Genomic DNA, 23684 nt, shown 5'->3' with positions numbered 1-23684 from the left:
CAAGATAGAAACCCGTGAGAAAGTTTAAAGTTAAAAGTAAAAAGTATTTAATCTAACTCAGTTTTGAGCACGTTGGTGAGCCACTTATAATGAGTTTGTAACGCAAAGTTTAGCGAAATCATTGCCGAATAGTTACCGCAGCAGTGAACCGTTCAGGCGAAGCAGCTCGGTTTCCGCGAGCTTTGCCAGATACCGTGCGCTAATGAGGCGGGTATATGCATCGGCTAGACTTTGCTGTGCGGTTCTGAGCTCGATGAATGTTGACACGCCACGCTTAAAAGTTTCGAGTGCGATGAACACGTTCTCTTTCGCGAGAAGAATTGTTTCTTCTTCGATCTGTAAAACTTTCTTTGCGTTGTCATAATTCACGTAAGCATTTCGTACACCTACATCCACGACTGTTTTTTGTTGGTCATAGGTGATCATTTGGCGATCAAGTTCAATCTTGCTCAACTCAACTTGGCGGCGAATATTAAATCCATTTAAAATTGGAACACTAAGGGTAAATCCATAATTGAATCCATTGTTCAGGCTGAAAATCGTACCGAATGGATTCAACAGTTTTGTATTGTCCTGGCGATTGTAATTATACGCCGATACAAAAGAAATTACAGGCGATCGTTGTGCGCGGCTTTCGCGTAGCGCCAATGTTGCTACATCAATACTCTTTTTTGTTGCCAGCAAAGCATAGTTAGATTGTTCAATATTCTCTTCAATTTGTGATTGCTGCAAATTAAGATCTATCATGATCGTGTCAGCCACATCGTATTGTCTGGGGAGTTTCAAGCCAAGAAGTCCATTTAATTGTTCCTTCAATTGAAAAATGGCTGCTTCCTTTTGAAATGCCTGAGTTCGCTGTGCATTGTAATCAACACGTGCTTGGAGTAGCTCAGGTTTCCTTCCCGTACCTACTTCCAATTTTCTTTCCGCAAGCTTTACACGTTCCTCACTCACGGCCATCTGCTCACGTATAGCACTCAGTTGTTGCTTCTGCTGCACGATATCGTAATAATTGTTGATGGCTGAGGCAATGGTATTTACCATCTGATCCTTCACGACTAATTGTCCTTGAGCCGCAAGCACTGCAAAGCGTTCGCGCGTTGCAAACATTCTCGTGCCATCAAATAAAATCCAGTTCAGCTGAACCGAAGCCGTTGTAGCATGACTTCGCACAGAACCGCGTTGATTTCTTGTAGCATCCGCGAATTCCAGCTGTTGATCTGGCGTGTTTGTCCACAGCGTCGTCGCATTACCATCAATTGTAGGAAGGTAGGCACCCCACGCCGTTTCATCTACTAGTGTGGCTGATTCCGATGCATTCTTCGACAACCGCACATCGTAATTTTCCTCCAACGCCAGGGCAATCACTTTCTCAAGCGTTACTTGCTCCTGTGCAAACGCGGTCGTGGATAAAAATAGTAGTGAGGCTAAAAGCTTAGTGACTTTCATAAACGAGCTCCTTCGAAGGTGAATCTGTTTTTGCTTCATCACCGAATTCAACATGTTTTCTTTTAAATGAGAAATAAGAATAAATCGCCGGTATCACAAACAAAGTGAGAATCAAAGAAAACATGATTCCACCAACGATGACGATACCCAACGGCTGACGACTCGTTGACGCTGCGCCGAGTGACATTGCTAAAGGTAGTGAACCCAACGCCATAGCTAAGCTCGTCATCAAGATTGGTCTTAAGCGCATGCGCGCTGCTTCGATCACAGCCTCGTATCCCTTCATACCTTCATCGCGTTTTTGATTCGCAAATTCAACGATCAAAATTCCGTTCTTCGTTACCAAACCGATCAGCATAATCATTCCGATCTGCGAAAAAATGTTCAACGTCTGTCCGAATATGTAAAGCGAAATTACTGCGCCGCAGATTGCCAATGGCACGGTAAACATGATTGTTAGTGGATCAACGAAACTTTCAAATTGCGCTGCAAGAATCAAGTAGATCAACACCAAGGCCAACACAAAAGCGAATGCCGTGTTTCCTGAACTCTCAGCAAAATCGCGCGAGGTACCCGATAGCGACGTTACGAAGGTATCATCCAAAACTTTTCCTTTTATCTCTTCCATCGCTTTGATACCGTCACCAAGTGTTTTGCCTGGAGCGAGCCCAGCTGAAACGGTCGCCGATTTAAATCGGTTAAAGTGATACAGCGTAGGTGGCGTTGTCGACTCTTGCACGGTTACCAAATTGTCAATTGAAATTAATGTTCCTGAGCTTGTCCGAACGTAGAGGCTTTTCAAATCAGCAGGGTCATCGCGGTTTGCTCTAGTTACCTGACCAATTACTTGATATTGTTTTCCTTCTCTCGTAAAATATCCAAAGCGAAGGTTACTGTATGCCAGCTGAAGTGTCTGCGAAATATCCTGAACACTAACACCAAGTTGCGAGGCCTTCAAGCGATTGATCTCCACACGGAGCTCTGGCTTGTTAAATTTCAAGTCGACATCCACCATTTGAAAAGTTGGATTATCGTTCGCAGCTTCAATGAATTTTGGTAAAACCGACTTCAATTTTTCAAAGTCATTGTTCTGAATCACAAATTGCACCGGTAATCCGCCGCGTCTATCCACAGAAATGGTTTGCTCTTGAATAATGAACGCGCGGCCTTGTGGAAAACTTTTCAGATTCTTACTCGCCATGTCGACAATTTCTTGCTGCGAGCGATCACGATATTTAGGATCGTTGAGCGTGGCGCGAACAAACCCAGAGTTTGCAGCACCACCCGACGAGAATCCCGGTGCTGTCACCGACAATGCTGTAGCGTATTCCGGAACAGAGTCCATGACAAATTGCACCATCGTTTGAACATAGTTGTCCATATAGTCGTACGACGTTCCTTCCGGCGCAAGCAACTGCATTCTAAACTGATTTCTGTCTTCCATTGGTGCCAATTCCGATTGTGTGTTGCTGAAGATAAAAATCGTTGTCACGATACACGCTGCAATCACTCCCCATGCAATCCAACGCGCCCGCATGAATCCACTTAGCCACTCATGGTATTTGCGTTCCATCCCTTCAAAGAACGGTTCTGTTTTTTTATAAAACCATGAATGCTCGTGTTTGCTGCGTGTGAGTTTTACACTCAACACGGGTGTCAACGTCAACGATACAAAACAAGAGATCAGTACAGCACCGGCGACAACAACACCAAATTCCGTAAACAATTTTCCGGTAAAGCCTTCTAAGAAAAGAATGGGAAGAAATACAACAGCAAGCGTTACCGAGGTTGATATGACCGCGAAAAATATTTCTTTAGATCCTTCTCGCGCTGCTTGATATTTGTTCATGCCGCTTTCGAGCTTCTTGTAGATATTTTCAGTTACGACGATTCCGTCATCTACCACAAGTCCCGTGGCTAACACAATTCCGAGCATCGTTAATACGTTAATCGAAAAATCTGCGAGATACATGATGAAGAATGTACTAATAAGCGACACAGGAATATCAATCAGTGGACGCAACGCAATGATTACATCACGGAAGAACAAATAGATAATAAACACGACGAGCAGAAACGAAATGATCAGCGTTTCTTCTACTTCTGAAATAGATCGTTTGATGAATACGGTTTGATCAAGCGCAACATTTAACGTGATGTCTTTTGGAACATCTTTTTTAATCTGTTCTAGTCGCTTATAAAATTCGTCGGAAATGGAAACATAGTTCGCGCCTGGCAGTGGTACAATGGCAAGGCCTACCATTGGAATATTGCTTTCGCGTAATACCGATTCTTCATTTTCCGGACCAAGTAACGCTTGTCCTACATCTTTGAGACGGATATCGCCATCGGTAGCCGACTTTACGATTACATTATTAAAATCTTCTTCCGTCAGCAGTCTACCAAAAGTTCGCACCGTAAGTTCAGTTGAATTTCCTGCGATCTTACCCGATGGTAGTTCTACATTTTCCTTGTTCAATGCCAGTTGTACGTCGAGTGGTGTCAAATTGTAAGCACTCAATTTTGCCGGATCCAACCAGACACGCATGGCATAACGTTTCTCTCCCCAAATCTGAATTCCGCTTACGCCTGGAATTGTTTGTAGTCTTTCAACCAGAACGTTCGTTGAAAACTCCGTGAGTTGCAGTGGATTTCTACTACTACTTTGAACCGTCATGGTAATAATCGGATTCGCATTTGCATCGGCCTTCGATACTACTGGCGGGCTTGTAAGATCTTGCGGAAGTTCACGCGTTGCTTGCGATACTTTATCGCGCACATCATTTGCAGCAGCCTCCAGATCCGCGCCGAGATTAAACTCGATGTTGATATTGCTGCGACCGACATTCGATGACGAGGTGATATTTCGGATGTCGGCAATACCATTGACTGCTTTCTCGAGTGGCTCTGTAATTTGTGATTCAATGATATCCGCGTTAGCGCCGGAGTACGATGTGCTCACATTGATAATCGGTGGATCAATCGCAGGATAATCACGAACGCCCAGCGATCGAAAGCCAATTACACCGAAGAGTACGAGCACAATGTTCATCACAAAAGCCAACACCGGGCGTCTCAAACTCAACTCTGAAATATTCATTTTTAACTTTTTGTGTTCTTAAAAATCGAACGCGAATGCTATTGCTTTATCTGCATCGACTGATAATTTTTCACATTACCAATCTTAATTTTACTACTGGGTCTAATCGCCATCAATCCCGTTGTGACCACCGTGTCGCCAGGCTTCAATCCATTTGTTATCTGAACAAATGCGGAGTCGCGAATGCCTGTTTCCACTTCCACAAACGCGGCACTATCTCTTCTGAGCACAACCACTTGTTTATTTCGCGCTTGGGGAATAACGGCCTGTGTCGGAATCATCAATGCGTCCGCGTCTTTGCCCAATTCAAGGTCAACTTTTGCAAACACACCGGGCACCAACTCGGGATGTGAATCATTCACCAGCGCGCGCACACGTAACGTACGCGTAGCCTGATCAACGCCGCTTTCCGTGGCGATAACCGTAGCATGATGCGTGTCGTCTCCACCATCTACTTTGAATTGCACGCGATAACCTTTCGCCACATTCTTCGCATACTTTTCTGGAATTGAAAATTCAAGTTTAAGCTGCGTTACCTGACGAAGTGTTGCAACAATGTCATTCGGCGATAAGAACGATCCAAGGCTCACATTTCTCAATCCAATTTTACCTTGATAGGGCGCGCGTATTTCGGTTTTGTCAATCGCAATTTGAACGCTCATGATATCAGCTTTCAAATTATCGACTTGCAGCACGGATAGATCGTAGTCTTGCTGACTAACGCCGCTGATCTTAAGAAGCTCGCGTTGCCGTTCTTCTGTTTTTTGTGCAATCTGTAATTGCACTTGTAGTTTTTTGAGTTGCGCTTGCAAGTCTTGATCGAACAGCTTTACGAGCAACGTTCCTTTTTGCACGGTTGATCCTTCTTCGATATTAAGCTTGACAATGCGGCCGCTTACTTCAGCGCGAATCTGTGTTTCCTCTGCAGGTAGCAGAGAACCTGGCACCTGGATATCGTCACTAACAGATTGTGGGTGAACAATAAAACCATCAACCAACATCGGTCCTGACGACCGGTTGACAGCCGCAGCAGTGTTCTTTTGTTCTTTCGAGCCACACGAGAATAAAGCCGCCATAAGCAGCACAAGCGGAAGGCGTGAATACATTATACGTTTATAAATTTTTTCAAAGTTACATCCCATCGCATTGCGCGTCGATGGAATTGATGCTATGAGGCAAGCATTAAAAATCGACGGTGCAAATCCAATACCTGTGGTATGACGGGGTGAGTTTCATCGTTCGTAATAACAAAATCAGCACGTGCAAGCTTGTCGTCTTCGGGCATTTGATTTCTCATAATGCTCGCAATCTGCTCGGCGGTGCGATGTTTGTCTCTTCCTAAAACACGCGCCATGCGAATTTCATTTGGCGCTGACACTACAATAATTTTATCAAGACTTTTGTAAGCGCTAGACTCAAACAAGAGTGCTGCTTCTTTTAATACGTAAGGGAATTTCTGCGCTTCACTCCACCGTGTATAGTCAATACCAACGCGCGGATGAACCAAACTATTCAGCTTTGCAAGCTCTTCCTTCCGGTTAAAAACACGATCCGCCAAATACTGTCTGTTGAGAGCACCGTGTTGATCGTACGACAATTCTCCGAATTCTTTTTTAATGGCCGATACGAGTATTCCATCGGTGGTCATTAAATCTTTCGCCCGGCTGTCAGCGTCATAGGTAGGAACGCCCAATACGCGAAAGATTTTACATACTAAACTTTTTCCTGAGCCAATACCGCCAGTAATTCCGATTTGTAACGGCATGGTGTTAGAATTTAACTTTTACAGAATCTACACGCAGCACTTCAGAATAAGGCGGCAATCCGACAATGCGTGGAAGTATTTTAAGCTCGCCTTTTAAAAATCCATTCAAATCGAGTTCGGCATAAACAGAATCGCGTTGAAAAGTATCCAGTTGTCGTTTGGGAATAGCGACCTTCACCGGTAAGGAACTTTTTATCATTGGCCGAGCGCCCCTTGGCATGTTGACCAATCGCAGTGGCAACGAGTCATTTATTTCGACAAGTTTGTCTACATCAAAGGTGATCAATATGGTTGGCGGATTTCTTTGAATCAATTCGTTGTTCAAAAACATAACCTCCACATCATTTCGAAAGTCTTCGTCGATGTTGCGTTGTGTAAGTTTTACATTGACAGGTTCGTTGATGCTATTCAACAACTTCCAAGGACCCTCAATAAAAATCGAGTCCGGTTCGAGCTTTGGTTTGCTTACGATGGTATAACCGTTTCTAAAAAGGATTGACGGTGTATCCAATCGCAGGCTTACCCACCTTTTCGTTTTTGGTTCAAGCGCAATTTGCAAGGTATCGGTCAATACAAAATTGATTTCGTATCCTTCAAGTTGATTGGCAAACAGCGGGGGAAGAGTTCCGCCAACAATTTTTTTTACTTCGGAGGGTTTTTCAAGTGGAATTACCAAGGGCGGAACATGCAGACCGAGGGATCGTCGAAACAGATTCCAACCGATTCCCGTAACATTTAAGCGCACATCTTTCGGTAACGGTCTAACAGCGACGTAGTTCTCTTCATTGTACTCAAAGGCAACAGGAAAATTTACGTTCGTGGTATACCGCTTGTTCAATGCGTTGAACATCCAGAAAACCGCCGCTGCAAAAAAACACAACATGATTGCTCTCCAGTTTTTCCGGTTGAATCGAAGGAAATCGAATATGGAATTGAGCAAACTCATGTAGCAAAATAAGGCGTGCCGATGATTATCTCACCAGCACGTTGCTTATTGTCGTTTATTATTTTTTGTTGGCAGCAGCTTTCGTTGCTTCCATCGAAATTGCAGATTTGTTAAAGCGAATCTTTCCGCCTTTTTCAACCTCGAGTATGAAAGTGTCACCTTCAAGTTCAGCAACCGTTCCGTGAGCACCGCCGATCGTGACAACGTAATCACCTCTTTTAATTTCTTCTGTGAATTTTTTCTGCTCTTTAGCTTTTTTCTGCTGTGGTCTCAGCATAAAGAAATAAAATACGACCACGATACCGATGAGTGGCAAAAAGCTCATGTAGGAGCTAGCGCCACCCTGAGCCTGCAATAAGATGTTTAGCATGATTTGATGAATTAAAGCGCAAAATTAGGATAATGTTTCGAAACTGGTTAGTCCGCGGTAAAAGTTAACCGAAGCTCCCCGATTTACGTCAATTCTGCGACATTTTGACCCCAATATTACCGCCGTGTTGTATTGCTGCGAAAGCGACCTTACGACCTGAACATCAGGGGGTTGTTTCCTGTTATGTAGAATAAGTCATACAACCACTACAAGCATGACAACCATTAATCAAAAACACCAGATCCTCGCATCATTAGATTCGCTGGATCAAGTACAAACAGAAAAGGTCCTCGCATACATTCAAGGACTTTTGTCGACGTCAAAAAAAGATGCTGATTACCGACGTTTCAAAAGGGAAGCAATCAAGGAGATCAGGCAGGCACTCGGAAACAGTAGGCCGCTCAAGTTGTCTTTTTGAGCTTGCTCGCAAAAGTAAGTGTCGATCGCATGGATTCGTCGCACTGAAAGATTCTTCAGTGTTGTGTCAATTGTATTTTACATAGTGATCCCACTTATCCAAAACATCCAGAAAATCTTGCGGAAGATCTGATTCAAACTGCAAGAATTGTTTGGTAATTGGGTGAATGAATCCAAGCGACTTCGCATGCAAAGCTTGGCGAGGAATCGTTTTGAAACAGTTTTCAACAAACTGCTTATACTTTGAGAATGTTGTTCCTTTTAGAACCTCATCTCCGCCATAGGTCGCATCATTAAACAACGGATGCCCTAAGTATTTCATGTGTGCGCGAATCTGATGCGTGCGCCCTGTTTCCAATTTACATTCTATCAACGACACATATCGTAAATCTTTCATCACCTTGTAATGAGTAATGGCAGATCTTCCCATGTCGCCGGCAGGAAACGCCGCTGTAATTCTACGGTCTTTTAAACTTCTACCAACATTTACATTGATTGTACCTTCGCTTGGTGGAACACCCCACACCAATGCCCAATATCGACGCTCGATGCTATGATCAAAGAATTGTTTCGCCAAGCCATTGATCGTCGCTTCATCTTTGGCAATCACCAACAACCCCGAAGTATCTTTATCAATCCTATGAACTAATCCAGGCCGCCCATCATTTCCGGGAAGGTTTGGCAATTGTTGAAAATGGAATGTTAATGCATTCACCAATGTGCCCGTCCAATTGTTATACGCCGGATGTACCACCATTCCTGCTTCCTTGTTCACCACCAATAGATGGTCATCTTCATAAACAATATTGAGCGGAATGTTCTCGGGCACAACTTCCGTATCGCGTGGCGGTTCAGGGAATGAAACGACGATGACATCGCCGGGATGAATTTTGTAATTCGGCTTGATCGTCTTATCGTTTACCATCACGAAGCCATCGTGAATACCGGATTGAATCTTCGTCCTTGTAACGTTCGGAAGCCTTGCCAGTAGAAACTTGTCGATCCGGAGCAACGCTTGCTTTCTATCTACTACGATTCGATGGTGCTCAAACAGCTCGTCATCTTGTTCTTCCGGAATTTCCTCTTCGATCATGTGGTGCTAATGGATGGCAAAACTAATAAGAATCGGCTAAAAATTATTGCACGTGTAAATCGATGGTTTTTCAAAAATTGACTATAAAAGTTTTCACGACAGGAAACCATCGGGGGCCTGGCATTGTTTTATTGGCAGTTCAAGGACCTCCTAAGTCTTATGGTTTTTGCAGAAGAGATCAGAAAAACAATTTTACGACTTGCCGAAGAAACCGGCAAAGAGCGATCTTTTGCTCCAGCGGATGTTGCGCGCGCGATCGACCAACAGAATTGGCCCTTGCTTATCGATCAAGTAAAACTCGTTGCAGAAACATTGATCAAAGAGGGCAAGATCAAAATCACTGGAATAAAAAACCAAGCTGAAAGTCATGATGGTCCACGCTTCAAAGGCATCGACTAGTATCGATTCAATGACGTCGCGCACGCTTGCAACACTCTCTCCCAAATCACGTTTGAAAGTTCACGTTCGAAATGTGATTGATTGCAATCGAGTGAAGTGCTGTTCATGTTAATTTAATTTCCCTTTGAATTATAAATCATTTTTCTTCGCGTGCAGATTGTACTACATGACACGCGTTGGGCTTTACATATTCATCGTCGCTATCGCTGCGAGCTGCTCTGATCGTCCAATATTGGATAATCCTACCGATGACTTTCTTCCGGGCAAACGACTCGCTGAGTTAACGAATAAAAAATTAGATGAAGTGTCTGGCATTGCATCGAGCATCCAACATGATGGATACCTGTGGGCTCATAACGACAGCAAAAATGGCACTGAGGTTTATTTGATCGACAAGCAACTTCGCATTGCCATGACCTGTAAGTTAGTTGGGGTAGAAAACAGAGACTGGGAAGACATTGCCGTTGGTCCAGGACCTGAAGCGGGCAAAAGTTATGTGTACGTGGGCGAAATTGGTGACAACAATGCGAAGTATCGTTTCAAAAGGGTATTTCGTTTTCAAGAGCCGGAAAATATTCAGCAAGGTGTTGTGGATATCGTTGATTTCGACACGATCATCTTTCGGTTACCCGCGAAAAAAGATGCAGAGACGCTCATGATAGATCCCATCACCAAGAACCTGTACATTGTATCCAAACGCGAGGATCCTGTTTTTGTGTATGAACTTCAATATCCCTACTCAACCAAAGATACTTTGCACGCGAAAGAAGTTCTTTCACTTCCACTCACGCAAATTGTTTCTGGCGACATCTCTGCGGATGGAAAGCAAGTACTGCTAAAAAATTATGAGTATGTATATTATTGGAACAACCCACACGGTAAGCCCTTGTTAGAACTCCTGCGTGAACGACCATGGGATGTTCCGTACGAAGAAGAAGCGCAAGGCGAATCGATTACCTGGGCACGCGATGGCTCCGGTTTTTATACGTTAGGAGAGAAAAGCATTACCATGGATACTTATCTTTACTTTTATCAACGGAAGAGCTCCATTGTGGCCAAGCCATAATTGGTATTTATATTGCTTAACTGAATCATACAACCGCTATGAATAAAATCCTTTTTCTCGTATTCATGTTCGCGATCACTGTCACTGCATCAGCGCAAGGACAGGGCGACAAAAAGAAACAAATGTTTGGTGATCCCAACCATTTTGAAATAGGCGTAGCGGTTTCGGAAATGACAGATTCACGCCTCGATGAAACGTCGGGGATTGCGGCGAGTATTAAAAACCCAGGCTACCTATGGGCACACAACGATAGTGGCAACGCACCAGAAATTTACCTTGTCGATAAAAATCTAAAAATTGTATTCACCGCAAAACTGAAGGGCGTTTTCAATCGTGATTGGGAAGACATGGCGGTTGGTCCCGGACCAGAGGCGGGCAAAAGTTATATTTATGTTGCCGACATCGGCGATAACCTCGGCATTTTTCCAACGAAAGTGATTTACCGATTTGAAGAACCCGCGATCGATACCGTAAAAAAATTAGTTGAGATCAAGGAAATGAAGCGTATCATCTTCAAGCTGCCGAAGTATCAAACGAAAGATTCAGAAGCGATGCTGCTCGATCCGATCAGCAAAAATCTCTACATCTTGTCGAAGGAAGATTCAGCAAAGCTGTTTGAAATAAAATATCCGTACAATATTGAGAGTGACCCTAAACGCGACACCGTTGTTGCTGAAGATCTTGGTGCTTACAATTTACCAAAGGTTACCTCCGGCGCCGTAGCAATCAGTGGCGAAGAAATACTGGTCAGAAACTATAGGCGAATTTGGTATTGGAAAAATCCAGAGAAGAAACCGTTGTCCGAAATTCTTAAGATTAAACCCATCATGATTCCCTACGATATGGAACCACAAGGTGAAGCTATTTCATGGGCGCAAAATGGAACTGGATTTTATACGTTAAGTGAAAAAAAGAAGGACAAAAAATCCTTCCTTTATTTCTACAAACGAAAATGACTTAGATGATTTTCTTTTTCCAGTGGCCAGATCGAAGATAAAAGAAGGCCATCGTAAACATGCAGATCCAATAGACCCATTCTGATCCCCAGCCCCACGTGATGGGAAGATCCCAATACTCAAGCGTAAGGAACACATACAGGCTATAGATTACAATGGTCACCAACTCTATACTGAGGTTGACCACCGTGTTACCCGTTCCTGTTACGGCGTTTAGCCATACCGTTGAAAACGACATCAGCAGCAACGCAAACGAAACGATACGCAACACAGGTATAGAAGCCGCTACAAACGCATCGCCTTGATTATAGAACGATAAGAACCAAGTCGGGAAAGCGTTTAGGATAACGAATACTACTGCGGAGATCAAGAAACTTAGTCCAGCAATTCGTTTTATCAACGGCATTACTTCGTCGATCTTACCTTGTCCAATCACATTGCTGACCATAGTATTGGTAGCACTTGCAAAAGCCCAGGAAAAAATTCCGAAAAGCCCGAAGAAATTTCGCATGGTGTTCGAGATGGCCAAGGCTAATGTGCCGTGATGTTCCACAAGCAAGTAAAAGTATTCCCAACTCATGATGCTGATTGCAAACTGTACAATGAGTGGCGATGATTGCACCATGATCAACTTTATCATACTCCAACTAATTCGCATCTCTTCAAAGAATGCAAATTGACGATGAAGGCCTTTAAAGTGTATCACCGCGTAGATCACAAACAGACCAACGCCTTCGGCAATAATCGATGCATAAGCAGCGCCATTAAAGCCAATCTCTGGAAAACCAAAACGTCCGTAGATCAGGGCATAATCCAGAAAGATGTTTGTGAGGGCTTCGCTCAGCGTTCCCCACACCAAAAACTTAGTTTGGTTCGTTCCCACAAGCAACGCATTACGCATAACATACAGGTAGAGCAATGGTAAACCCCAAATGCGAATCATCAAGAAGTCAATCACCTGATCGGCAGTGGCAGGATTGTGAATCACACTGCGCAAAATCATGGGAGATACCGTGTATGTAACGGCAATACCGAAGAATGCGATAACCAATGAAATCCACACGCCATGATAAAAAAGCTTCCCGATTTCTTTTGGCAAATCTTGACCTGCGCGACGCGCAATCAAAGCTTGGAGTCCGCTGTTCAACCCATTTCCGATCACGGCAAAGATGAGATAATACACACCCGTAAGTCCCGCACTTGCCAACTCTTGCTCACCGAGTCTACCGAGGAAAATATTGTTCGTGATAAAATTTATTTGAGGAACGAGCATGGCTAAACTGATTGGCAATGCTAAGCCGAGAATTTGCCGGTAACCAGTTTGTAATTGTAAGGCCATGTTTCAGAGATAAAAAGTTATGCTCTCACGGATATGTGAGTAGAAAGGTTGTTGTAGGGATGAAGATATTTTATTCGATGGTATAATCGACGAGATCGGTAGTACCATTAAATCCAGAAAGTCCTGTAAGTACTTCATAGTCCGTTTCAATGCGAACAATCCCAACGCCCTTTCCAAAGTGGAAAGTAAGCGCCGCTACCGTTAATGCAGAGCCGAATGCCGATGTGGTAACATTGACTTCAACAACGATTACATTATTAAAGGTCTCACCGTCGATGGTCTCCTCAATATTCTTCTGAGATAGCGTGTAGTAGACCTTGGCACTTGTTCCTTGGTAAGTAATATTCTGGTCCCACGTCGCGCCTTCATCAACATCGTCTTTGAGCACCAGCAAATCGATTTCACCTAGTCCGGCAAAACCGCGCAAATAATAATCACCCGATCCTTTGTTAAGATAACTGGCTCCCGACTGCGCACCTTCCTGCACTAATTCCGAATACACTTTATCGCCGAAAGTTTTGCGTTCGCTGGTCACTACCATCGTTCCTTCCAATGGACCGTCATACGTCCATGTTGTGCCCGGCGTATTGGGGAAATAATCATCTCGCGATACTATCGATTCCTTTGATTCGTCTTTTGAGCAAGCGAAACTGAGTGCCAGCAAAATCATAAACCATAGCTTCTTCATGACAGATTCGATTAAGCACCAAAGGTACTGAATTCTCATTTCAAACGACCAAATTAAACTAACATCAGTAAGCTCATTGCAAATTCTCTAAAAGTTTGGCTGCACTACAGATAAGTCGTGGAAAGTGTTTTAATTTTCAAACAATATTCAATAAACCAATCCAGTTAGTAGTCACGCTGGAAATCTCGATTATGAAAAATTCACGCATAGCCATCATTGGTGGTGGTAATCTCGGCGGCGCAATTGCTGAGGGATTAATCAAAAGTAAGTTTGTCGCACCAGGGCAGATCACAGTAACCCGAAGAAATACTGAAGCCTTACAGCAACTAAAATCACAAGGCGTAAACATCATGTCTGACAACGCCGGGGCGATTAAGCAAAGCGACGTCATCATTGTTGCCTTGAAACCCTATAATGTAAGAGAAGTACTTGATGGTCTAAAAGCGAATTTCAATCCCAAACAACATATTGTAATTAGTGTGGTTACAGGTGTGTTCTTGAACGATCTGTCGGCCATCGTTGATCATGGTGTGCCAATTTTTAGAGCGATGCCCAATACAGCGATTGCTATACAGGAATCGGTAACATGTCTATGTCATAAAGGTGCAAGTGAGGAGCAGATAAAGTATGTCTCCGACTTGTTCGATCAATTGGGCATCACCATTAACATCGATGAAAAACTAATGGATGCCGCGACCGTACTTGGTGCCTGTGGTATTGCTTATGCGTTACGCTTCATTAGAGCTTCAACGCAGGGTGGAATTGAAATTGGATTCGACGCAAAAACAGCAAACCTGATCGCCGCGCAAACTGTGAAAGGCGCGGCCGAACTACTACTCAAATTAAATCGTCATCCGGAAGAAGAGATCGACAAAGTAACGACGCCTAAAGGATGTACGATCGTGGGACTAAACGAGATGGAGCATCAAGGGTTTAGCTCATCGCTGATCAAGGGTATCGGCGCATCGTACGACAAGATCGTGAAGTAATAAAAAAGCATCGCCATTTTATTTGCGATGCTTTTCACAGTAACATGCCTGGGATTATCGTCTCGGGCATTTTGTTTTAAATGCTGTTTAAAAACGAATTTTTACTTCGTCGGTATGATTAACCGGAATGCGGATAGGCACACCGTGGTAAGTTACGCGAAGGTTACCCTCATATTTCACTTGAAAAGTTTTTCCCCCGAGTACGCCCATCAATGTGTTCATGAAGCCGAGTTCTTTAATGGCCAATTCAACTTCCAACGGCACCGTAAATTCTGCGCGTGACGGAATCTTAACTTTCAAATCTTGATTGACAACACCTGCCTTTTTTCCATTGATAAAAATATCAACGTGAATACCTTTTAGCTTCCCTTGTTCTTTGTTGGGATTATAGAAAATAGCGTTGGCTTTCAGACGCGGATCGGTGTTTGCGTCGACAACAACATCGCGAATATCTTTCAATACTATCTTTTCCTTCGGTGTGCTGCATGCTGCCAGGGCTATTGCCAGCACAAACAGGCCCAGCAACGGCTTGGCAAATTTTAAAAGTGTTGAGTTCATTTCCATTTTTATTTCGGTGTCTATATAGACATTAAATCTCTAACTTTGTTACATGAACGAACAATTTGAACGCATAGCCGATGGATTGGCGGAAAACGGCTATGCTGTTATTGATCAATTTCTAAGCCAGAATGAAGTTGATGATATATTAAGGAGTGAAAGTTTCAAAAATGCGGAAACCCATTTCCAAAAAGCTGGCATTGGAAAAAATACCGGCCATCAGATCAACGAAGCAATTCGTGGAGATTATATTCAATGGCTCGACAAAAATTCAGCAGAGCCGGCGTTGCTGGTATACTTAGACCGATTAAGCGCGTTGGTCGCATTTTTAAATCAAGCGTTATATCTGAGTCTTAAAGATTACGAAGTGCACATGACGGTCTATCCTACGGGATCTTTTTATAAACGTCATCTCGATCAATTTAAGCGCGATGATCATCGTAAGCTTTCTGTGATCTGCTACCTCAACCAATCATGGAACGACAGCAATGGTGGTGAACTTCGAATGTATCTTCCAAATGAAGAAAAGGATTTCCTTCCGCTAGCCGGCAGGCTTGTGTGTTTTCGAAGCGACCAAATTGAGCACGAAGTCAAACCTGCCAATCGCGAACGACTAAGCCTAACAGGTTGGATCTTGGATCAACACGCCGACTTACGGCACATCTAAGGTAACATCATCTGTTCGCAAACGAGACGGCAGATAATTCGACTGTTCGCGTTAGGATTGCGTGGCACAATCTTATAATTTCAGTTATCATGAAAGAATATTTCCTTAAGCTCTACCGCTACAATGCGTGGTCGAACAAGCGGGTAATGGACACGTTGGTTCGGCAAGATGTTCGCGATGAAAAAATTATGTCTATCATGGGTCATATCGTCGCCGCACAGTATTTGTGGCTGCACCGAATAAAAGGGCTGCCTGCTGCAAAAGTAAAATTGTGGGGAGATTACAAGCTAGAACAACTTGTGCAGATGGCTGATGACGTTGGGAAATTATGGCTTGAATTTGTTGAATCAACCGACAACTTCAATCGCGAACTAACCTATCGCAATTATACCAACGACCCCTACACGAATAATGTTGAGAACATTATGATTCATTTGGTTAACCACTCCAGTTATCATCGTGCTCAAGTGGCGCTACTACTTCGACAAAAAGGATTCGAACCGATCAACACAGATTTCATTACTTACGATCGTGTGATTACTGGACAATGGAAAGAGTAGTTGTACATGCCCTCTTGCCATCATTGTATTGAATTTTTTGTGTCGAACTTATGCACCTTCAGTTGGTCGCTACCTTTCTCTTGATAAATGCAATACGCTAAATTTGACTTCATGCAATATCCACGATATTGATAGTTGGTTCGTGTCGCCGATTCAAACTCATCGATGCGTTGCCGAATTGAATGCTTTGCGCGATCCACAGCAAATATTCCATCGGTTGAAATTGAAATAGTTTTATAAAAAACTTTTCCAGGTTTCTCTGCCAATTGATCAATGACCAAGCTTGCTGCAAAAGCAGATAACATTGCCGCCAAGGGCACGCCAGCAGGTGCGACGATAAAACTTGATTCAGTATGCATACCCAATGTTACGTTAACTGTACCCATCTCATTTTTATCGACGATCAAGAAATTGCAACCACGCCAACGGTCTGCAACTTCTTTTCGAGTATACACTTTATCACGTCGCACAAAAAGTGAATCTGTTTTAAAAATGTCACGCAATGATTTTTCAAATACTACGTCACCCGAATTAAAGGACTGCACGCGCAGCATTCCGTCGGCATTCAACCGATAAATTTGCTCATCGAGAATAGCTGTATGGTTATTTCTATACGGGAGATCAAACAATGCCTTCGTTTCCGTTTCCCCTGAAGTAAAATCTATCTTCGTCACGGTTGTCTTCGTATTGCCTGTGTTTTTATCGTTTTCATTGTCAATCATTAGATAAACGCCATGATCGTACTGCATGATTTTGATCGGCGCCAACGCTTGGTACGTTGTGGTAACGCTTTGCTGCGGAATAAATGACTTCATTATTCGAGTGTTCAAAGCTTTTGACGTCAACGCAAAAGATTTTGTGCCTTTCACATCCAACCGTGCAATCACAATTAATCGTAAGTAGAAACTTTCTCGATCCACACAGAGTAAGTTCAGCTGCTGCTTCGAGTCAATGAAAGATCCCACTAAAGTTCCAGGTATATCCGTTTCGTTAGCATAGACCTTCGATTCAAAGTTGACACGATGTTCCGTTAGTGCTTTCACAACAAATGATTTGCGAGACGACTCGACATAGTAATAGAAGGTGCTATCCTCATATGGAACAGCAGCCAAAAGAGATTTTCCCTCCAGCCCGGCAAGTCGATGACGCGTGACACGTCCGCTCGGAGAAATCCAAACTGTTTCGGTTGGAGAGGAAATGGTGGCGCGATAAGCTAAAAAAAGACTGTCGCCGCTAATCATTCCTGCATTTGACGACAACGCTGATTTTTTCACGGGCAGCGATGCAATCAGTTGCTGCGCATGAAGTTGTTGTGCAGCAAGAAGAAAAATAAAAACAACGGCTTTCATTGGGGAAAATTAAAGTTCACTCAAAGATAACAAGTCCATTCTGTGCATACCAAGTTGGGTATGTCGAAACGTAAATATTTTCGATTGCATTTCGTTTCACTTTCAATGTAGGTGTCAAGAAATTATTCTCGATAGTCCACGCGTCGCGCATCACAATTATTTTTTTAAGCACTTCATATTCTTCTAAAGTCGGGTTTACCTCGCCGACCGTCTTTGTTAGACTTCTGATGATCTCATCTTTCGGTTTTAATTTGCCAAGATCAGAAAGCACTACCAACGCAACAGGTTGTGGGATACCGGTACCGACTACGCACACTTGATCAATGTCTTTGTTCGCGGCAAGCATCATTTCAATTTTCGCTGGTGCGATAAACTTCGCCTTATCTGTTTTGAATTGATCTTTCACGCGCCCCGTAATGGTCAAAAAGCCCTCGTCATCGATGGAGCCGAGATCACCAGTTCTTAGAAAACCGTCGTTTGTAAAAACAGCCGCCGTGGTTTCCAGATCTTTGTAGTAGCCAGTCATCAAAGCTTTATGACGAATTAAAATCTCTCCATTACCATCAATCTTGGTTTCAACATCAGGCCAGGGCGAACCAACTGTGCCCAGTTTAATTTTTTTCCAATTAGAATGTGAATACGCCGTGTTCTCCGTCATTCCATATGTTTCCCAAATATTTACACCGATGCGTTGAAACCATGCAATCAAACTCACCGGCGTTGGTGCCGCTCCCGACACTGCAACACGTATCCGCGACATACCTAGTTTCTTGCGAATAGATCTTTTCACAAGCGCACTCACCAGCGGGATCGATAGGAGTGTGTCTAGTTTTTTCTGTGATATTTTCTTCAGCACACCTTCTTGAAATTTCGACCAAATGCGAGGCACGCCACCCAACACCGTGGGCTGTACCTCCTCAAGGTTAGCCGCAAATTTCTCGAGCGATTCACTGAATGAAACACTACAGCCCGTTGCATAAACCACCATCTCAACCAGTGCACGTTCGGCGATATGACTCAAGGGTAAGTAGGAGAAATACGTATCACTTGGAACAAGTTTAAGATTATCACGCACGCGCTCTCCCACGTGCCCAAGTGCACCATAGGTCAGCATGACTCCTTTCGGCGTACCAGTCGTACCCGACGAATACATGATGGTAGCCAAAGTGTCCAACGTATGATGTCTGTTCTCTTTCAAAGGCTCGTGATCACGAACAAAATCGTTCCATGATATTCCGTCGTGCGGTCCGTAATCCGGAAAACTGATCTTCATCACATGCTCAGGAATACCGTCGCGTTGGTGTGCGTATTGATCGAGCTTACCAATGAAAATTACTTTCGATTCACTGTGTTCTACAATAGGCTTAACGCTTGCTGCTGATAAGGTCGGGTAAATCGGAACACTTACGAGATCAGCCATCATGATGGCGAGATCGGCAATAAACCAGTGCGCACAATTCTTCGATAAAATCGCAACCGCCGTTTTAGAAGGAAGTTTTAACGCGCGCAAGGCCGACGCAAGTCTACGCGCTTCAATTCCAGCCGAACTATACGTGTAAGTCTTCCACTGTCCATTTATAGGCTGATGAAGAAATGGTTGCTGTGGCGTTTGTGATTCCCAGTAGTAAAAAAAATCTAACGGTGTAGTCATGGTGACCTAAAATAACAAATTGATCACCCATTGTAGTCGGTTGCTAAAAGTATTATTTCCATTTCATCGGTATGAAAACACGGTAGCCGATAAAAATCTTCCAACGGTAGCGAATATTTACCCGACTTTTCCAATTTTGCAGCATGAGTAATACCAAACGACTTTTTCTTCTCGACGCATATGCGTTGATCTATCGCGCCCATTTCGCTTTCACTAAAACTCCGCGTATCAATTCAAAGGGCATCAACACCTCCGTTGCATTTGGTTTTACAAATACATTATTAGAAGTTCTTCAGAAACAACGTCCTACCCATATTGCCGTCGCTTTTGATATGCCTGGAAAGACCTTTCGTGATGAGATCTTTGCAGCATACAAGGCAACGCGTCAGGAAACGCCAGAAGATATCCGCGCCGGTATTCCAATCTGCAAACAAATTATTCGTGGCTTCAACATTCCTATCCTAGAAATGGAAGGCTATGAAGCAGACGACATTATTGGAACGATATCGCGCCAAGCATGTACCAAAGATTTTGACGTGTACATGATGACGCCCGATAAAGACTTCGGACAATTGGTGAACGAGTGTGTATTTCTTTACAAGCCTGCTTACATGGGCAATGCTGTCGACGTGCTTGGGCCGAAAGAAGTTTGTGAGAAGTGGGATATCGAAAACGTTTCTCAAGTAATCGATATCTTGGGATTACAAGGAGATACGTCTGATAACATTCCAGGGATTCCAGGATTCGGACCTAAGACGGCAGCCACATTGCTAAAACAATACAAAACAGTTGAGAACATTGTTGCGCATGCAAATGATTTGAAAGGGAAACAAAAAGAGCTTGTTCTTCAATATGGCGATCAGGCTATTCTCTCTAAAAAACTTGCCACCATTTACACGGAAGTACCCATTGAGTTTAACGAAGATACCTTAGCCTACGCCGGGCCGAATGCCGACGTCTTGAAACCAATATTTAACGATTTAGAGTTTAAGACAATTTCGGCTCGCGTTTTCGGTGAAGCCGCGCCAGCTTCCGCTCCCGTTCGGGCTACGCCACAAGGATCTCAGCTTTCAATGTTCGGTGGCGGCGGTGAAAACACGCCCGTTGACGATGGCGTAAAGAAAAATTTTGACGCTAGTATTGTTCAGTATACCCGCATCGAAAACGAAGGACAACTTGCTGCGTTGCTTGAAAAAGTAAAAGAACAATCGGTTATCGCCTTAGATTCTTTAATGGACGATGCCACCAATTTTGATTACCAGCTCAAAGCTTTATCGATAAGCTTTAAAGAACGTGAAGCGTACTTCATTCCACTGGGCAACGAAGAAGACAGCAAACAGTTTGTCAAAATATTCGCCGATGCATTGAAGAATGATGCTCTCGCGAAAACGGGCCACAATCTTAAAGTAACAATGCTTGCGCTTAAAAAAATTGGCGCCGAAGTAAAGGGAACTTTGTTCGACACCATGGTCGCACACTACCTCATCGAACCGGAAGCATCGCACGATATTTTTACGTTGTGCAGTCAATATTTACAATACGATCTACTTCCTGAAAGTCATCAGGATTTAAGAGAGAGACTTTGCGAGCGTGCTGACCTTGTGTTGCAACTACAGGCAAAATTAAAAAGAGATCTTGAAGAGCGTCGTCAGGTACGGCTATTAAGAGACACGGAGATGCCGCTGATCAAGGTACTTGCTGCCATGGAGTATGAGGGTGTTAAAGTAGATGTCAATGCGCTCGGCAAGATGTCGGAAGAGCTTCGCAGCGAAATTGAAAAGGTACAACGCGACGTCTATGCGATGGCTGGCAGCGAGTTTAACATAGGTTCGCCTAAACAACTTGGTGAAGTATTGTTCGAAAAAATGAAGTTGATCGACAAGCCGAAGAAAACAAAATCCGGTCAATATGCGACCGGTGAAGATGTACTCTTGTCGTTAGCCTCGAAACATGAGATCGTTCAAAAAATTCTTGACTACCGGGAATTCGATAAGCTAAGGTCGACTTATGTTGAAGCATTACCGAAAATGATCAGCAAATTCGACGGAAGAATTCACACAGATTATAGACAAGCTGTTGCCGCTACCGGTAGATTAAGTTCCAACAATCCGAATTTGCAGAATATCCCTATTCGTACGGCGAAGGGGAAATTGATACGTAAAGCGTTCGTTGCACGTGGGGAAGATTTTCATTTCATGTCAGCGGATTATTCGCAGATTGAATTGCGAATCGCAGCATCATTTGCGAAAGATGAAATTATGATCGAAGCATTTCGAAATAAGCGAGACATTCACACGACCACCGCTGCGAAAGTTTTCAAAGTTCCATTGGAACACGTTACGCCAGATATGCGCCGGAAAGCTAAGGAAGTAAACTTCGGAATTCTTTATGGAAGTACGGCTTTCGGACTTTCGCAAAATTTGGGGATCTCACGAACTGAGGCACAAGAAATCATTCAATCATATTTCACTGAATTCCCTTCCATTAAACGTTATATGGATGATGCCATCAATGCCGCGCGTGAGAAGGAGTTTGTCGAAACAATTTTGGGAAGAAGAAGATATTTGAGAGATATCAATTCGCGGAACATCACGACGCGAGGATTTGCAGAACGCAATGCCATTAATGCTCCGATCCAAGGAAGCGCAGCCGATATCATCAAGATCGCCATGATCAACATCCATCGCTGGCTAAACAAAGAGAATCTAAAATCGAAGATGATTATGCAGGTACACGATGAATTGGTATTTGATGTACACAAAGATGAAGTAGATGTTGTCAAGGAAAACGTGGCGTTTCTAATGAAGCATGCCGTCAATTTAGAAGTACCGATGGAAGTTGAAGTGGGTATTGCAACAAACTGGTTAGACGCTCATTAATTCCTTATTTATGCTAATTTTCAATAAGTATTGAAAGTTTGATAACTTTTCGTACTTTTATCCGTATGAAATACACAGAAGCAAAAGAAGAATTGATCCAAGCTTGGGGAAATCTCGGTTACAGCTGGGGTTTGAACAAGACGATGGCACAAATTCACGCATTGCTGATGATTGCACCGAAGCCGTTGTCGACGGAGGAAATCATGACTGAACTGAATATTTCACGCGGAAATGCAAACATGAACATTCGTGCACTGCTCGATTGGCACATTGTTTACCGTGTATCGGTTGCGGGTGAAAGAAAAGAGTTCTTCAAAGCCGAGAAAGATGTGTGGACATTGGCGAGACAAGTAGCGAAAGAAAGACGTAGCCGCGAACTCGAGCCGATATTGAAAGTACTCCGCGAAGTACACGACGTTCCTAATGATGGAACGGAAGAGACAAAAGAGTTCAAAAAGATCGTCAAGGATTTGAAGAACTTCGGAGAAAAATCGGATGGAATGATCGACACGTTCATAAAGTCCGAAGAAAGCTGGTTCTGGGGAGCCGTTATGAAATTGTTCAAATAGAACAATTTTTTTTAAATCAAACTTTCAATTTTTATTGAAATTACGATAATATGAAAATATTTAAAAAAATAGACTTCTTCGCACAATTGCTACTGCTTATAACCGCAGCCATTTTCGCATGCCTAATCACCATCGACGACGAATACTTTTTCTTCGTTCTTCTTGCGCAGTTCCTCATTGGGTGTTTGCAATATTTCAGTTGTTTGGTAACCATCATTACCTCCACAACTCTCCGAAATGCAAAAGTCACTCACTTAACCATTGCAACGGTATACCTGATTTTTCTATTACTCGGCTCTTCCCAGGTAATTGCGGTATCCGATCTTGTCGAAATAATCTATACGTTCGTTGCGCCCTGGGCACTCGCGATATACTATTTCATCCTGACTTGGATCTTCAATTTTCCAAACAACAGGCACAACGGAAGCTTTCTCAGACACATCAGTTTCTAAACATAAAACAAACATCTTATGAATCTCACCGTCGTAACCTACTGCATCTATCTACCGGTTTCTATTGCGCTCACGGTTTGGGTAGCGAAAACACTCTTCCATAATGGGCGCGTTCTGCTGCTAGAAATTTTCTCGCAGGATACTGCACTCGCAGATAGTGTGAACAAACTACTTCTCGTCGGATTCTACCTTGTAAATATTGGTTACGCTGTGTACACGTTAAAAATCTGGAACACGATCGACACGACTCAGCTTATTATAGAAACCTTAAGCAAAAAGATTGGCTGGATCATCCTGGTTCTCGGTGCAATGCATTTCTTCAACTTGTTCGTACTTTTTGCCCTGAGAAGAAAAGCACAGTTGCTACATCATGTAAAACCCCAATTGTGACTATGATGGAGTGGAGCGCATTGTTCGCGCTC

General features: G+C 43.3%; 23 protein-coding genes. 11 read left to right on the top strand and 12 right to left on the bottom strand.

Annotation, left to right across the window (positions count from 1 at the left end; genetic code table 11):
* Positions 1–132: 132 nt before the first annotated feature.
* From DQQ10_RS04255 to yajC, 6 genes are all read right to left on the bottom strand, one after another.
* Entirely contained in the window at positions 133–1449 is a 1317-nt protein-coding gene (locus DQQ10_RS04255; protein WP_165823789.1) for a TolC family protein, read from the bottom strand.
* Positions 1436–4549 (bottom strand): efflux RND transporter permease subunit, encoded by a 3114-nt coding sequence (locus DQQ10_RS04250; protein ID WP_112745518.1) that lies wholly within the window; start codon positions 4547–4549, stop codon positions 1436–1438. Before DQQ10_RS04250 ends, DQQ10_RS04255 begins: the two co-directional genes overlap by 14 nt.
* Positions 4550–4587: 38 nt before the next feature.
* Positions 4588–5655 (bottom strand): efflux RND transporter periplasmic adaptor subunit, encoded by a 1068-nt coding sequence (locus DQQ10_RS04245; RefSeq protein ID WP_165823788.1) that lies wholly within the window; start codon positions 5653–5655, stop codon positions 4588–4590.
* A 62-nt stretch (positions 5656–5717) separates the two neighbouring features.
* Positions 5718–6314 carry a dephospho-CoA kinase gene (gene coaE / locus DQQ10_RS04240; RefSeq protein ID WP_112745516.1) on the bottom strand — a complete coding sequence of 199 codons (597 nt, stop codon included), beginning with the start codon at positions 6312–6314 and terminating at the stop codon, positions 5718–5720.
* A gap of 4 nt (positions 6315–6318) precedes the next feature.
* Positions 6319–7260 carry a YbbR-like domain-containing protein gene (locus DQQ10_RS04235; protein WP_112745515.1) on the bottom strand — a complete coding sequence of 314 codons (942 nt, stop codon included), beginning with the start codon at positions 7258–7260 and terminating at the stop codon, positions 6319–6321.
* 58 nt (positions 7261–7318) lie between these two features.
* The gene (gene yajC / locus DQQ10_RS04230; protein WP_112745514.1) at positions 7319–7630 is read right to left on the bottom strand and encodes a preprotein translocase subunit YajC; all 312 of its coding nucleotides are present in this window, start codon (positions 7628–7630) and stop codon (positions 7319–7321) included.
* Between the two features lie 214 nt (positions 7631–7844).
* Here yajC and DQQ10_RS04225 point away from each other — a divergent pair, with 214 nt between their 5' ends.
* Complete coding sequence (locus DQQ10_RS04225) at positions 7845–8048, top strand: hypothetical protein (protein WP_112745513.1); 204 nt, start codon at positions 7845–7847, stop codon at positions 8046–8048.
* A gap of 66 nt (positions 8049–8114) precedes the next feature.
* On the opposite strand, the gene DQQ10_RS04220 is transcribed toward DQQ10_RS04225, so the two are convergent.
* The gene (locus DQQ10_RS04220; RefSeq protein WP_112745512.1) at positions 8115–9140 is read right to left on the bottom strand and encodes an RluA family pseudouridine synthase; all 1026 of its coding nucleotides are present in this window, start codon (positions 9138–9140) and stop codon (positions 8115–8117) included.
* A 159-nt stretch (positions 9141–9299) separates the two neighbouring features.
* On the opposite strand from DQQ10_RS04220, the gene DQQ10_RS04215 reads away from it, so the two are divergent.
* From DQQ10_RS04215 to DQQ10_RS04205, 3 genes are all read left to right on the top strand, one after another.
* Positions 9300–9539: a DUF3253 domain-containing protein gene (locus DQQ10_RS04215; protein WP_112745511.1), complete on the top strand. Its 240-nt coding sequence runs from the start codon at positions 9300–9302 to the stop codon at positions 9537–9539.
* A gap of 124 nt (positions 9540–9663) precedes the next feature.
* Positions 9664–10605, top strand: a complete 942-nt coding sequence (locus tag DQQ10_RS04210; protein ID WP_133259529.1) for a hypothetical protein — start codon at positions 9664–9666, stop codon at positions 10603–10605.
* Positions 10606–10643: 38 nt separating this feature from the next.
* Positions 10644–11561: a hypothetical protein gene (locus DQQ10_RS04205; RefSeq protein WP_112745509.1), complete on the top strand. Its 918-nt coding sequence runs from the start codon at positions 10644–10646 to the stop codon at positions 11559–11561.
* A 1-nt stretch (position 11562) separates the two neighbouring features.
* On the opposite strand, the gene DQQ10_RS04200 is transcribed toward DQQ10_RS04205, so the two are convergent.
* Positions 11563–12900, bottom strand: coding sequence for an MATE family efflux transporter (locus DQQ10_RS04200; protein WP_112745508.1), 1338 nt, complete (start codon positions 12898–12900; stop codon positions 11563–11565).
* Between the two features lie 70 nt (positions 12901–12970).
* Entirely contained in the window at positions 12971–13588 is a 618-nt protein-coding gene (locus DQQ10_RS04195; RefSeq protein WP_133259528.1) for a hypothetical protein, read from the bottom strand.
* Positions 13589–13779: 191 nt separating this feature from the next.
* Here DQQ10_RS04195 and proC point away from each other — a divergent pair, with 191 nt between their 5' ends.
* Positions 13780–14577, top strand: coding sequence for a pyrroline-5-carboxylate reductase (gene proC / locus DQQ10_RS04190; protein ID WP_112745506.1), 798 nt, complete (start codon positions 13780–13782; stop codon positions 14575–14577).
* Between the two features lie 87 nt (positions 14578–14664).
* Here proC and DQQ10_RS04185 read toward each other — a convergent pair whose 3' ends face one another.
* On the bottom strand, positions 14665–15135 hold the full coding sequence (locus DQQ10_RS04185) for an LEA type 2 family protein (RefSeq protein ID WP_165823787.1): 471 nt from the start codon (positions 15133–15135) through the stop codon (positions 14665–14667).
* Between the two features lie 52 nt (positions 15136–15187).
* Here DQQ10_RS04185 and DQQ10_RS04180 point away from each other — a divergent pair, with 52 nt between their 5' ends.
* Both DQQ10_RS04180 and DQQ10_RS04175 read left to right on the top strand, forming a co-directional pair.
* Positions 15188–15802 (top strand): 2OG-Fe(II) oxygenase, encoded by a 615-nt coding sequence (locus DQQ10_RS04180; protein ID WP_112745504.1) that lies wholly within the window; start codon positions 15188–15190, stop codon positions 15800–15802.
* An 89-nt stretch (positions 15803–15891) separates the two neighbouring features.
* Positions 15892–16362 (top strand): DinB family protein, encoded by a 471-nt coding sequence (locus tag DQQ10_RS04175; protein WP_112745503.1) that lies wholly within the window; start codon positions 15892–15894, stop codon positions 16360–16362.
* A gap of 20 nt (positions 16363–16382) precedes the next feature.
* On the opposite strand, the gene DQQ10_RS04170 is transcribed toward DQQ10_RS04175, so the two are convergent.
* Both DQQ10_RS04170 and DQQ10_RS04165 read right to left on the bottom strand, forming a co-directional pair.
* The gene (locus DQQ10_RS04170) at positions 16383–17711 is read right to left on the bottom strand and encodes a hypothetical protein (protein WP_112745502.1); all 1329 of its coding nucleotides are present in this window, start codon (positions 17709–17711) and stop codon (positions 16383–16385) included.
* A 16-nt stretch (positions 17712–17727) separates the two neighbouring features.
* A complete protein-coding gene (locus DQQ10_RS04165) occupies positions 17728–19362 on the bottom strand; it encodes an AMP-binding protein (protein WP_112745501.1) in 1635 nt (544 codons plus the stop codon).
* A 143-nt stretch (positions 19363–19505) separates the two neighbouring features.
* On the opposite strand from DQQ10_RS04165, the gene polA reads away from it, so the two are divergent.
* The 4 genes from polA to DQQ10_RS04145 all read left to right on the top strand — a co-directional run bounded on the left by polA (position 19506) and on the right by DQQ10_RS04145 (position 23652).
* Complete coding sequence (polA, locus tag DQQ10_RS04160; RefSeq protein WP_112745500.1) at positions 19506–22241, top strand: DNA polymerase I; 2736 nt, start codon at positions 19506–19508, stop codon at positions 22239–22241.
* Between the two features lie 65 nt (positions 22242–22306).
* Entirely contained in the window at positions 22307–22810 is a 504-nt protein-coding gene (locus tag DQQ10_RS04155; RefSeq protein WP_112745499.1) for a GbsR/MarR family transcriptional regulator, read from the top strand.
* A gap of 50 nt (positions 22811–22860) precedes the next feature.
* Positions 22861–23262, top strand: coding sequence for a hypothetical protein (locus DQQ10_RS04150; protein WP_112745498.1), 402 nt, complete (start codon positions 22861–22863; stop codon positions 23260–23262).
* Positions 23263–23280: 18 nt separating this feature from the next.
* Entirely contained in the window at positions 23281–23652 is a 372-nt protein-coding gene (locus tag DQQ10_RS04145; protein ID WP_112745497.1) for a hypothetical protein, read from the top strand.
* The last annotated feature ends 32 nt before the right edge of the window (positions 23653–23684 follow it).

This window comes from Pseudochryseolinea flava (assembly GCF_003286915.1).
Taxonomy (GTDB): domain Bacteria; phylum Bacteroidota; class Bacteroidia; order Cytophagales; family Cyclobacteriaceae; genus Ohtaekwangia; species Ohtaekwangia flava.
This window is presented reverse-complemented; position numbering and strand designations above follow the sequence as displayed.